The 12,082-nt window shown below is 27.0% G+C and carries 12 protein-coding genes and 1 tRNA gene; 10 read left to right on the forward strand and 3 right to left on the reverse strand.

Going from position 1 to position 12,082, the window contains the following annotated elements:
- From lipS1 to ABFX13_RS06325, 7 genes are all read left to right on the forward strand, one after another.
- Nucleotides 1-867: a LipS1 family lipoyl synthase gene (lipS1, locus tag ABFX13_RS06295; protein ID WP_346043993.1), complete on the forward strand. Its 867-nt coding sequence runs from the start codon at nt 1-3 to the stop codon at nt 865-867.
- Nucleotides 864-1,820: a LipS2 family lipoyl synthase gene (gene lipS2, locus ABFX13_RS06300; RefSeq protein ID WP_346043995.1), complete on the forward strand. Its 957-nt coding sequence runs from the start codon at nt 864-866 to the stop codon at nt 1,818-1,820. The genes lipS1 and lipS2 overlap by 4 nt, the downstream gene beginning before the upstream one ends.
- 1 nt (nt 1,821) lies before the next feature.
- Nucleotides 1,822-2,637: a lipoate--protein ligase family protein gene (locus ABFX13_RS06305; protein WP_346043998.1), complete on the forward strand. Its 816-nt coding sequence runs from the start codon at nt 1,822-1,824 to the stop codon at nt 2,635-2,637.
- Nucleotides 2,638-2,791: 154 nt separating this feature from the next.
- Nucleotides 2,792-2,983 (forward strand): CooT family nickel-binding protein, encoded by a 192-nt coding sequence (locus ABFX13_RS06310; RefSeq protein WP_346044000.1) that lies wholly within the window; start codon nt 2,792-2,794, stop codon nt 2,981-2,983.
- A 46-nt stretch (nt 2,984-3,029) separates the two neighbouring features.
- The gene (locus tag ABFX13_RS06315; RefSeq protein ID WP_147547127.1) at nt 3,030-3,446 is read left to right on the forward strand and encodes a DUF3842 family protein; all 417 of its coding nucleotides are present in this window, start codon (nt 3,030-3,032) and stop codon (nt 3,444-3,446) included.
- Between the two features lie 17 nt (nt 3,447-3,463).
- On the forward strand, nt 3,464-3,751 hold the full coding sequence (locus ABFX13_RS06320) for a DUF8180 domain-containing protein (protein WP_346044003.1): 288 nt from the start codon (nt 3,464-3,466) through the stop codon (nt 3,749-3,751).
- Between the two features lie 117 nt (nt 3,752-3,868).
- Nucleotides 3,869-3,960, forward strand: a tRNA-Ser gene (locus tag ABFX13_RS06325).
- Nucleotides 3,961-3,991: 31 nt separating this feature from the next.
- On the opposite strand, the gene ABFX13_RS06330 is transcribed toward ABFX13_RS06325, so the two are convergent.
- Nucleotides 3,992-4,909: a ribonuclease H-like domain-containing protein gene (locus ABFX13_RS06330; RefSeq protein ID WP_346044006.1), complete on the reverse strand. Its 918-nt coding sequence runs from the start codon at nt 4,907-4,909 to the stop codon at nt 3,992-3,994.
- Between the two features lie 78 nt (nt 4,910-4,987).
- Between ABFX13_RS06330 and ABFX13_RS06335 the strand changes: the two genes are divergently transcribed.
- Nucleotides 4,988-7,033, forward strand: a complete 2,046-nt coding sequence (locus ABFX13_RS06335; RefSeq protein ID WP_346044008.1) for an ATP-dependent helicase — start codon at nt 4,988-4,990, stop codon at nt 7,031-7,033.
- A gap of 91 nt (nt 7,034-7,124) precedes the next feature.
- On the opposite strand, the gene ABFX13_RS06340 is transcribed toward ABFX13_RS06335, so the two are convergent.
- The gene (locus ABFX13_RS06340; protein WP_346044011.1) at nt 7,125-8,120 is read right to left on the reverse strand and encodes an asparaginase; all 996 of its coding nucleotides are present in this window, start codon (nt 8,118-8,120) and stop codon (nt 7,125-7,127) included.
- Nucleotides 8,121-8,802: 682 nt separating this feature from the next.
- On the opposite strand from ABFX13_RS06340, the gene ABFX13_RS06345 reads away from it, so the two are divergent.
- Together ABFX13_RS06345 and thiI are read left to right on the forward strand one after the other, a co-directional pair.
- Nucleotides 8,803-9,954, forward strand: coding sequence for a cysteine desulfurase family protein (locus tag ABFX13_RS06345; RefSeq protein WP_147547138.1), 1,152 nt, complete (start codon nt 8,803-8,805; stop codon nt 9,952-9,954).
- Between the two features lie 16 nt (nt 9,955-9,970).
- Nucleotides 9,971-11,149 carry a tRNA uracil 4-sulfurtransferase ThiI gene (gene thiI, locus ABFX13_RS06350; protein WP_147547140.1) on the forward strand — a complete coding sequence of 393 codons (1,179 nt, stop codon included), beginning with the start codon at nt 9,971-9,973 and terminating at the stop codon, nt 11,147-11,149.
- Between the two features lie 38 nt (nt 11,150-11,187).
- Here the strand turns inward: thiI and pflA are convergent, their stop codons facing one another.
- Nucleotides 11,188-11,922, reverse strand: coding sequence for a pyruvate formate-lyase-activating protein (gene pflA / locus ABFX13_RS06355; protein WP_346044015.1), 735 nt, complete (start codon nt 11,920-11,922; stop codon nt 11,188-11,190).
- Nucleotides 11,923-12,082 lie beyond the last annotated feature (160 nt).

Consider the following 12,082-nt stretch of genomic DNA (forward strand, 5'->3'; position numbering starts at 1 on the left):
ATGAATACAAATGAAAAAATTAAACTAGCATACGAAACAAAACTTAAAAATTTTGGATATGATATAGAATTTGCTTATCCAAATCAAACACTAGCTTTAAGTACAACAGATAATGAATGTAGATTAGGGTGTGCGCATTGTAACGGACAGTATTTAAAAAATATGATTCCTATAAGTGATTATGAAAAAAATTTAAACAAAAGATATATTACCAGTATCTTGTTAAGTGGAGGTTGTAATCATGGTGGAGATGTACCTATAGAAATATATATTGATATTATAAAAAAATTAAAAGATAAAGGATATAAACTTAATTCGCACATAGGACTTATGAACAAAGAAAATATAAAAAAAATATGTAAGTATTTAGATTATGTATCTTTTGATTTAGTATTTGATGAAGATACAATAAAAGAAGTTTATAAGATGAATAAAAGCAAAAATGAATATATATCTACCTATGAATATATACAACAATACACAAATGTAGCACCGCATATATGTATAGGATTGAAAGGTGGAAAAATAAAAGGAGAATATGAAATTATTGAGTACTTAAAAGAAAATCGACCAAATCAGTTAACTTTTATAGTTTTAATTCCAACTAAAAATACTGAATATGAAAATGTGAAACCTCCTCAAATTAGTGAAGTCGCAGATTTATTATGTGAAGCTAGGTTAAACCTTCCTAAAACAAAAATAAATTTAGGGTGTATGAGGCCTAGAGGAGAATATAGGAATTTATTAGACAGTATAGCATTAGAATGTGGGATAAATAAAATTGTTTTACCATCAAGAAAATGTAGAGAATTAGTAAAAGAAATGAAACTAAACGTTATAGAGAGCAAGGAGTGTTGTATATTATGATTAGATTATCTATTGGGACTGCTATAGAGCTTGAAATGAAAAAAGGTAAGAGTGATATACCTCCTACTACTGCATATATAATGATAGGTAATAAGTGTAGTAATAAATGTTCTTTTTGTTCTCAATCAATAGAAAGTAGTAGTAGGAAAGATAAGTTATCTAGAGTAATATGGCCAGAGTATGATAAAGAAGATATATTAGATGCATTTATAAATTATAAAAAGGATAATATTAAACGTATATGCATACAATCTATGGCTAGTGATGAATCATATGATGAAGTAACAAAATTTATAAAATATATAAATCAATATCTAAATATTCCTATATCTTTATCTGCTAAGTTAGAAGATATGGAGGATTTAGATAAGTTTTTTGAACTTGGAGTAGACAAAATAGGAATAGCAATAGATGCTGCAAATAAAGAATTATATGAAAATATAAAAGGAAATAATTTTGAAGAAAAAATAGATTTTATTAAAGAAGCTGGGATTATGTATCCTAATAAAATAAGCACGCACATAATAGTTGGATTAGGAGAAACTCATAAAGATATATATGATTTATATAAAAATTTAAAGAGTTATAGTATAACAATAAGTTTATTTGCTTTTACGCCTGTAAAAGGTACTAAAATGGAAAATGTGTGCCAGCCTAATATAGAAAGTTATAGAAGGATTCAATTAATGACATACATGATTGATAAAGGATATAACAGGGATTATTTTAAATTTAATAAACATGGATATTTGGAATTTGTAGAAATAGATGATTATATGAAACAAGATATTTTAAAAGGACTACCATTTGAAATAAAAGGATGCAAAGACTGTAATAGACCATATTACAATGAAAGACCAGGGCACACAATATATAATTATTCAAAAAAACTAAATAAAGATGAAATAGATTTAGCAATAAAAGAATTGAATTTTAAAATAGGGGAAATTTAAAATGCAAAATTGGAGATTAATAAGAAATAAAGCTTTCAATGGAGCAATGAATATGGCAATAGATGAAGCAATCATGATAGCTTATAAAGAAGGAAAAAGTAAACCAACTTTAAGATTTTATACTTGGGATCCACATTGTTTGACTATAGGATACTTTCAAAGCTTAGAAAAAGAAGTTGATTTAGAAAAATGTAGAAAATTAAATATTGATTGTGTTAGAAGAATAACCGGGGGAAGAGCTGTATTGCATCAAAATGAACTTACATATTCTATAATAGTAGGTGAAGATAATAACTTAATGGATAAAAGTATAAACGCTTCATATAAATTTATAAGTGAAGGAATTGCAAAAGGATTAAATATTGAAGGCGTAAATATTGATAATTTAAGTAAGGGAGAAAGGATAAATAGAGAAAAACTTTCGGCAGCTTGTTTTAATGCACACTCATCATATGAAATAACAATAAATAATAAAAAGGTTGTAGGTAGTGCTCAACACAGAAAAGAAGGTATTATATTACAACATGGGTCTATAGTACTAGATTTTAATGTAGATGATTTATTTGAAGTTATAAAAACTAAAACACCAGAGTTAAAAGAAAGAGCAAAGAAATTTACTCTAAGTAAAGCTAGTGGTATTGAAAATGAATTAGGAAAAAATATTGATATTACAAGTTTGGAAAATTCATTGATTAAAGGTTTTGAAGATGTGTTTAATGTAAGTTTTGAAGAAGATGGTATAAGCGATTATGAATATGAATTAGCTAATGAATTATATGAAAAATATATATCGGAAGAACATTTAAATAAAAGGTAAATAATGTAAATTAATCAATTGACTTTGTATTATTTTCAATGATATACTCAAAGTAGATAGTTAACTGAAATCATGAAGGTTTCTTTGAGGGACTTGAAGTGCCTTGAAGAAATCTTTTTTTGATATAAAAATAGATTAAAAGGGGGAAAGTATTATGTGTGAATCAGCAGCTTATGTTATAAGGGGAGAAAAACTTGAAAGAGTTATGGACAATGTAGTGAGCATAGACCCATATGAAGGAAAAGTATATCTTACAGATTTATTAGGAGATCAAAAAATAATAGATGGAGAAATAAAAGAAATAAAACTTATGGATCACAAAATAATAATAAATGAATATAAGTAAAATATGTAAAGCTTACATAGCGATGGATAAAACAAGGAGATAAATTATGGTAATAGCAGTTATTGATGGTATGGGTGGAGGAATAGGAGCTCAAATAGTAACATCTTTAAGAGAAGAATTACCATCTTATATAGAAATCTATGCACTAGGGACTAACTCAATAGCAACAAGTTCAATGATGAAATCACATGCAAATAAGGGAGCAACAGGAGAAAATGCTATCATCGTTTCTACAAAAAAGGCAAGTATAGTTGTAGCGCCTATATCTGTAGTTATACCTAATTCTATGATGGGAGAAGTAACATCTAAAATAAGTGAATCTATAGCAACTAGTGAGGCATTAAAAATACTTTTACCTATTATGCCGGAAGACATAGAGATGGTAGGTTTAGAAGGAAAGCCATTAGCACTTTTAATTAAAGATGCAGTTAAATTAATAAAAAAAGAATTTAATATAAAATAATTTAGGGGGAGATTAATATGATTTTAAATAAAGATAGTATTAGATATCATCATGGAACTCATGAGCATGAACATGGTCATTATCATTCTCAAGGAGCATCACAAGAAAATAAATATGAGAAGACTTTAAATATACTTTTAGTACATTGGGTAAATCATAATGAATCTCATGAAGAAGGATTTAGAGAATGGGTAGATAAAGCAAGGGAAATGGGTAAAGAAGAAACTGCGGTTAATATAGAAAAAGCTATAGAGTGTTTAAGACAAGCAAATGAGAATCTGTTGGAAGCTAAAAGACATATGTAATAATAAAAGGGAGAGATTCTCCCTTTTATTATTACATAAATTTAAATAAAATTTTACAAAAAACGTTGACAGATTAATATTAAGATTATATAATTTAAATATAGTAATGATGAATACGGAGAAGTACTCAAGTGGCTCAAGAGGATCCCCTGCTAAGGGATTAGGCTGGGTTAACCGGTGCGAGGGTTCGAATCCCTCCTTCTCCGCCAGTTAAGACTGTTGATAAAATCAACAGTCTTTTTAATTTATATAATTAAATTCTTTAGAAAATATGTATTTAGATAAAGCTAATATATTTTCAGTTATAAATTCATCATTTATTTTGATTGGTATAATAGAACCTAGATTATAAAATAAAATTTTATTACTTTTAGAATCTATTGCAGTATGAAGATTAATATTAAGATATAAGTTATATTCATCAGATGCAATAGTATAGTTTTCGCTAAATAAGTTTACATTTAAATTAAACTTATCATTAGATATAAAGGTTAGACTTAATATGGATTTAGAAATCTTATATTTAGTTAATAAAATTTTGTATACAAAATCATTTATTGATATATTTATATAATGAAGCTTTTCATCTAAAACATCTTTAATTTTAAATATTTTACCTAAATAAAAAATATCTTCATAATTATGTAGTAATATTTTTTCTTTTAATAACTTATCTTTAGTTAAAATAAATTCTTTATATAATTGAACACTTTCTTTTCCAGATATAGTATCTTCCCTTTCTATACCTAGGTATTTTTCTATAGTTTTTAGTTTACAATCAGATAGAGATAGTTTTTCTTTATAAGGCTTTATAAGGCGTAAAATATCAATATCTTTAGATTTATCCATATTATAATCAATTTTATGTTTTTCAAATCTAGAGTTTAAAAAAGGTATATCAAAAGAAATTCCATTGAAGGTTATATGTCCTTTGAAACTTTTTATATCTTCTATGAAAGTTAATAATATATCTTTTTCTTTTTCCTCTGATGAAGCAAAGTATTGTTTTATTATAGTTTTATTTTTATGATTATAAAGGATACCTATTAAAATTACTTTAGAAAATTTAGGACTTAATCCTGTAGTTTCTATATCGAATATGAAGTGGTTTTCAGGTATATCTATTAAATCATCTAAAGTTTTAGTAATAACTTGCATAGTACTACTCCTTTTTAAAAAATATGATATATAATATTAATTATAAAATAATATAAAGATAGTTCAAGGTGATAAATTATGATAGATATAAATAAATTAAATGACAATCAAAAAAGTGCTGTTATGCATATAGACGGACCTTGTATGGTTTTAGCTGGACCAGGATCGGGAAAAACTAGGGTGATAACATATAGAATAGTTAATATGGTTTTAAATAATAATATAAATCCTAAAACTATTTTAGCTATTAGCTTTACAAAAGCATCATCTACAGAAATGAAAAACAGAGCTATTAGTTTAAGTCATGATGCTAGATTAAACAGTGTAAACTACGGAACATTCCATTCTGTATTTTTTAGAATACTAAGATTTTTTGAGAAATATGAGTTAGATTGCATACTAGATGAAAAGAGTAAGAAATTTGCTATAAAAGGTATTTTAAAAAATTTAAACGTAGAAAATGCAGAAGATGATGATACTATACTAAGTGTTATAAATGAAATATCTTATGTGAAAAATGAGCTAATGGATAAATCAGATTTTGATTCTGAGATACTTAGCAAGGATGAGTTTATAAAAACTTACAATATGTATGAGGAGTATAAAGAAAGTTTAAAAAAAATTGACTTTGATGATATGCTTATAAAAACATATTACTTATTAAAAAATAATAAAAGAGTTTTAGAAAGAGTAAGAAATGTATATAGATATATTTTAGTAGATGAATTTCAAGATATAAATAAAGTACAATTTGAGGTGCTAAAGTTAATTTCAAGTCCTAATAATAATATATTTGTAGTAGGAGATGAAGATCAAAGTATATATGGATTTAGAGGATCTAGACCTGACTTTTTATTAGAATTTGAACAGTATTTTAAAAATAGTAAAAAGTATATATTAGATATAAATTATAGATCTAAAAAAGGAATAACAGATATTGCTAATAAGCTAATACAAAATAATGAAAATAGATATGAAAAGTCAATAAAGTGCGATAGAGATGAAAGGGGAATAGTTAAATATATAAGTACAGAAGATTCAGAAGAAGAGGCGAAGTTTATCGCAAAAGATATATTAAATAAATGTGAAGATAATTGTGTTAACTATGATGATTTTGCTGTTATATATAGAACTAATATACAGTCTAGAGCTTTAGTTGATGTATTTATGGATATGCATATACCTTTTGTAGTTAGAGATTCTATAGTTACAATATATGATCATTGGGTTGCTAAAGATTTGTTAGCATATTTAAGGTTGGGAATAGATACAACTTTAAATGAAGATTGGATAAGAATTATAAATAAACCATTTAGATATATATCTAAGGAAAGTATAAAATTAGCTAGTGAAGATAGAGATTTTATAGGAGCTTTAATAAACAAAGGAGGTTTACATCCTAAACAAGTAAAAACATTAAACGATTTAGAAATAGATTTAAGTTACTTAAAGACATTATCGCCAAAAAATGCAATATCATATATAAGAACTAGTTTAGACTACGATAGATATGTATTAGATTACTGTAGTAATAGAAAAATAAAACCAAATGGATTAATTGAAATATTAAACGAGTTAGAAAGTTCTTCTACACATTTTAAGACTATAAATGATTATTTAGAACATATAGAAAAAGTCAAATCAGAAATAGTTGAAAATAGAAACAATAAAAATTCAGAAGGTGTAATATTTACAACTATGCATAGTGCTAAAGGTTTAGAGTTTCCATATGTATATATAATAGGTGCAAATGAAGGTACAATACCTCATGAAAAATCTTATGATATAGAAGATGAAGATAAAAGAAAATCAGCTATAGAAGAGGAAAGAAGGTTATTATATGTGGGAATAACTAGAGCACAAGATGAGCTTTATATAAGTTCTCCTAAAAATAAATATGGCCGTAAGGTATTTCAATCTAGATTCATAGATGACATTAAATCTCCTACAAAAGAAGATATTAAAGCTATAAAAATAGGTGATAATATAGTTCATAGGAAATTTGGTAATGGAGTTATAACAGGCAAGGATGGAAAAATGATAGAAGTTAAGTTTAAGTGCGGGACAAAAGACTTAGATTATTCTATTTGTTTTAAAAATGGGATTATAAATAAATCAGAGTAAATAAAAAGAGATATATTTAATATATCTCTTTTATTTATATAAATAGTTAAAGGCTATTATAAAATACAAAACTTTAGATAGTTTATAAATTTTAATAATAAATACCTTTTTCGAATATATCTTTCAATTCATTTAAATCATTAGTCTTACCTAAGGCAACCATTAATTTTATTCTAGCTTTTTGACCTGGTAAATCTCCTGCAAATATACATCCTAAATTTCTTAAATCTCTACCAGAGCCTAAATAACCATAACTGTCAAAGACTCTACCTGAATGACATCTAGTTGCTATAACAACTGGTATATTTTTGCTTCTAGCATATTCTACACCTTTAAGCATTCCTGGAGGGATATTACCTCTACCCATAGCTTCGATAATTATACCCTTGCATCCTTTATCAGCTGCAAATTTAATAAAAGATTCATCCATTCCTACACCAGATTTTATAAGTGCAACATCAGGTTCAACCTTATCAACAACTATAGTTTGTCTATTAACAATGTCCCTAGATAATACAAGTTTATCACAATCTATTATACCTAAAGGACCACATGTTAAAGACTTGAAAGTATTTAAAGTAAGTGTATTAGTTTTAGTAGCTTCTGATGCTAATAAAACTTCATTGCTTAAAACAACTAAGACACCTTTATTATAAGCCTCATCAGATATAGCAGTACAAACAGCTGCTGCAAGATTGCTAGGACCATCATAACCAAGTTCATCGCTACTTCTCATAGCTCCTGTAACTATTACAGGCTTAGGTGAATCTAATGTTAAATCTAAGAAATATGCAGTTTCTTCTAAACTATCAGTACCGTGTGTAACAACAACACCTGAAATATCTTCACTTAAAAGTATATCATTTATGAAATTTCTTAAGTTTAACATTTTCTCTGGAGTCATGTGAGGTCCTGGAATTTCATCAAAATTGTACACCTCTATATCAGCAACTTTATCTATATTAGTTACCATAGACATAATTTGCTCCCCAGATAAAGATGGTATAGCAGCTCCTATCTTTTCATCTACAGTCATTGAAATTGTACCACCTGTAAAGACTATTGCTACTTTTTTCTTATTGTGCATATTATTGCCCCCCCTTAGTTTTTTATATATATTAAATTATATCAAAAAAACATAAATAAATGTAGAATTAAGCACAAAAAAAGAGCTTGGGGAAGCTCTTTTTGCATTAAACTAACTTCCGTTGTTAGTTTAATATTGGATATAAAGTCTATCCGTTCAAAAGGGGTATTGGGAATAGAGATTTTAATTAAGGTTATCAGGGGGATAACCATATATATATAATAACAAGATTCGACAGAAAAATCAATAGTTTTCGAAAATATATTTAATTAAAATTAATTATTAATTTTAAGCATAAAAAAACCTACTTCTTTTCCGTTAAGAAGTAGGACTTAAATGAATGTAGTATATTCATTTAAAAGGGGTATTGGGAATAGAGATTTTAATTAAGGTTATCAGGGGGATAACCATATATATATAATAACAAGATTCGACAGAAAAATCAATAATTTTGACAAAAAAATTTAAAAAATATTGATTTAAGTCAAAATAATATATAAAAACTAGATTATACTGTAGTCAGTATTGGATTATCACGGCTTTAGTATATAAAAAAAGCTCAAATAGTGGTATAATAGTAAAAGTTTCACTAAATTTATATGATAATTTATAGTGTTAATTGGGACAATAAAATAAAGAATATAACAATAGAATTTAAATAAAAGAAAGTTGGTGTATTAGTATGGATATATACTTAGACAATAGTGCCACAACTAAGCCATACAAAGAAGTTGTAGATAAGATGGTATATGCACTTACTATAGACTATGCAAACCCTTCAGCTGTTCATAAAAAGGGTGTAGAAGTTGAAAAAAATATAAAGAAGGTAAGACAAGAAATTGCTAAAAGTATCGGATGTAAAGATAAAGAAATAATATTTACATCTGGAGGTACAGAAGCTAACAATACTATAATAAGAGGCGTTGCAAATCTTAATAAAAAAAGAAAAAATCATATAATAACCACAAATATAGAACATCCATCAGTATTAAGAACTATGGAGGATTTAGAAAATCAAGGATTTGAAGTAACTTATTTGAAAGTTAATGATAAAGGTGTAGTAGATATAAATGATGTAAAAAATGCAATAAAAGATACTACTATATTAATTAGTATGATGCATGTTAATAATGAAATTGGGAGCATACAACCTATAAAAGAAGTTGGAAAATACTTAAGTACTTTAAAGGAAAAAGTATACTTACATGTGGATGCAGTTCAGTCATTTGCAAAAATTAATTTTAAGCCATCTAGATATAATATAGATTTTATGAGCGTTAGTGGACATAAGTTACATGGACCAAAGGGTATAGGATTTATGTACATAAAAGATAGTAACAAAATAAAACCTATGCTTACTGGAGGAGGTCAAGAAATTGGAATTAGATCTGGTACTGAGAATGTAGCTGGTATATATGGATTAGGAGAAGCTGTTAATATAATAATGTCAGATTTAAATTCTAAAATTGAAAATATAAATGAGTTAAAAATTTTATTAAAAGACTATATAGTAAATAATATAGATGATATAAAAGTAAATTCTCCAGAAGACGGTGTATGTCATATATTAAATATATCTTTTAGAGGAGTTAGAGGAGAAGTGTTATTACATCATTTAGCTCAGCAAGGTATATTTGTGTCTACAGGGTCTGCATGTTCTTCTAAGAAAAAAGGAAGTCATGTTTTAAATGCGATTGGACTTACGCCTGAAGAAATAGATGGTGCTATAAGATTTAGTTTATCTGACATGACGACAAGAGATGAAATAAATCAAGCATGTGAGATAATTAAAAAATCAGTAGAAGAACTTAGAATGATAATAAAAAGAAGATAATCAAGAGGTGATAAATTTGTATAATATAGCAATTGTAAAGTACGGAGAAATAGGAGTAAAAGGAAAGAATAGATATATATTCGAAAATAAACTTATAAAAAATATAAAAAATATGTTATCTCCTATAGGAAAATTTAATGTTTATAAAGAATACGGAAGAATATATGTAGACTTAGGAGAGTATTCAGAAGATTACGAAGAAGTATTAGAAGAGATAAAAAAAGTATTTGGAGTTGTAGGTGTTTGTCCAGGTATAAGAGCTGAAAAAGACTATGATAAATTAAAAGAATTAGCTTTAAAATTATTAGAAGAAAAAATAGAAGAAGGTTCAAAATCATTTAAAGTTAGTTCTAGAAGAGGAGATAAAAGTCTTGAATTAACATCTCAAGAAATGAGTAGAGATATAGCAGGATTTTTAGTATTTAATGTTAAAGATAGAATAAAAGTTGATGTTAGAAATCCAGAAACAACTATACACTGTGAATACAGACAAAATCATGTTATGGTATATAGCGATACAGTTCCAGGTTATGGAGGACTTCCAGTTGGAACAAATGGTAGAGCAATGTCTTTATTATCAGGAGGAATAGATAGTCCTGTCGCATCATGGATGGTTGCAAAAAGAGGAGTTGAAATAGAAGCTATTCATTTCCACAGTTACCCATTCACAAGTGAAAAGTCACAAGAAAAAGTAAGAGATTTAGCACAAATATTAGCTAAGTACTGTGGGAAAGTAAGACTTCATAAAGTTAATATATTAGAAATACAAAAAGCTATAGGTATGTCATGTAAGGAAGAAGAGATGACTATTATATCAAGAAGATTTATGATGAAAATAGCTCAGAGAGTAGGAGAAATGAGATTTTGTGATGCATTAGTTACTGGAGAAAGTATAGGACAAGTTGCATCTCAAACAATACAAGGGTTAACATGTACAAATGCAGCTATTACTTTACCTGTATTTAGACCTTTAATAGCTATGGATAAATCTGAAATAATAAAAATAGCACAAAGTATAGGTACGTTTGAAACTTCTGTTATACCTGAAGAAGACTGTTGTACAGTGTTCTCACCAAAAAATCCTGTTACAAAGCCTAAGCTAGATAGAATAGAGAAATCAGAATCATCATTAGATGTAGAAAAATTAATACAAGATGCTATAGATAATATGGAAGTTGAAGTATTTGAATTCTAAATAAAAAAGTCGTAGTAATGTAACTACGACTTTTTTATTTATTTACTATGAACTTTAACTCCAAACTCAGCTAATACTTTAGCTGCTTTTTCAACGTCTTCTTTTGTTGCATCAGGAACACCTTTTAATTCATATTCAAATCCTAGGTTCTCCCATTTATGAACACCTAGAGTATGATAAGGTAAAAGTTCAACTCTGTCTACATTTTTTAGAGTAGATATAAATTTACCCATAAGTTCTAAGTTTTCTCTATCATCTGTTACACCAGGAACAAGAACGTGTCTTATCCAAACAGGTATATTTCTATCGCTTAAATGCCTAGCTAATTCTAGTGTTTTCTCAATTCCAACTCCTGTTAAATCTTTAGCTTTAGATGAAACCATATGTTTTAAATCAAGTAAAACTAAGTCAGTATAATCAAGTATTGGGTCGATAGTATCTATATTTACAAATCCAGATGTATCTAAGCATGTATGCACACCATCTTTTTTTGCTCTTTTAAATAATTCCTCTAAGAATTCTGGTTGAAGAGTAGCTTCGCCACCAGAAACTGTTAATCCGCCACCTGAAAACTTCATATAAGGTGCATATTTATTAACTTCAGTCATTATTTCATCTACTGTATACTCTTTACCACCTTTTACATCCCAAGTATCTCTATTATGACAGTATTTACATCTTAATGGACAGCCTTGCATAAATAATATAAATCTTATACCAGGACCATCTACAGTACCAAATGTTTCTATTGAATGAACTCTACCTTTTACCATTTTATCCACCTCTTCAATTATAAAAATTTATACTAAAATTTCATTTATCATTTTTAATCTTCTGTATACATTATACTTTATACCCTTATTATAATCCATTAAACTTATAATGTCTATTTAAATAGAATTTAATGTAAGTTTTAATAAAAAAAGAGTGCAA

Origin of the sequence: Paraclostridium tenue, assembly GCF_039521565.1 — a bacterium.
GTDB lineage: Bacteria > Bacillota > Clostridia > Peptostreptococcales > Peptostreptococcaceae > Paraclostridium > Paraclostridium tenue.

What these genes read in the sequence shown, in the direction of transcription:
- lipS1 (WP_346043993.1), top strand. Translation starts at nt 1, where the DNA reads ATGAATACAAATGAAAAAATTAAACTAGCATACGAAACAAAACTTAAA.
- ABFX13_RS06310 (WP_346044000.1), top strand. Translation starts at nt 2,792, where the DNA reads ATGTGTGAATCAGCAGCTTATGTTATAAGGGGAGAAAAACTTGAAAGA.
- lipS2 (WP_346043995.1), top strand. Translation starts at nt 864, where the DNA reads ATGATTAGATTATCTATTGGGACTGCTATAGAGCTTGAAATGAAAAAA.
- ABFX13_RS06340 (WP_346044011.1), bottom strand. Translation starts at nt 8,120, where the DNA reads ATGCACAATAAGAAAAAAGTAGCAATAGTCTTTACAGGTGGTACAATT.
- ABFX13_RS06330 (WP_346044006.1), bottom strand. Translation starts at nt 4,909, where the DNA reads ATGCAAGTTATTACTAAAACTTTAGATGATTTAATAGATATACCTGAA.
- ABFX13_RS06305 (WP_346043998.1), top strand. Translation starts at nt 1,822, where the DNA reads ATGCAAAATTGGAGATTAATAAGAAATAAAGCTTTCAATGGAGCAATG.
- ABFX13_RS06345 (WP_147547138.1), top strand. Translation starts at nt 8,803, where the DNA reads ATGGATATATACTTAGACAATAGTGCCACAACTAAGCCATACAAAGAA.
- pflA (WP_346044015.1), bottom strand. Translation starts at nt 11,922, where the DNA reads ATGGTAAAAGGTAGAGTTCATTCAATAGAAACATTTGGTACTGTAGAT.
- ABFX13_RS06320 (WP_346044003.1), top strand. Translation starts at nt 3,464, where the DNA reads ATGATTTTAAATAAAGATAGTATTAGATATCATCATGGAACTCATGAG.
- ABFX13_RS06315 (WP_147547127.1), top strand. Translation starts at nt 3,030, where the DNA reads ATGGTAATAGCAGTTATTGATGGTATGGGTGGAGGAATAGGAGCTCAA.
- ABFX13_RS06335 (WP_346044008.1), top strand. Translation starts at nt 4,988, where the DNA reads ATGATAGATATAAATAAATTAAATGACAATCAAAAAAGTGCTGTTATG.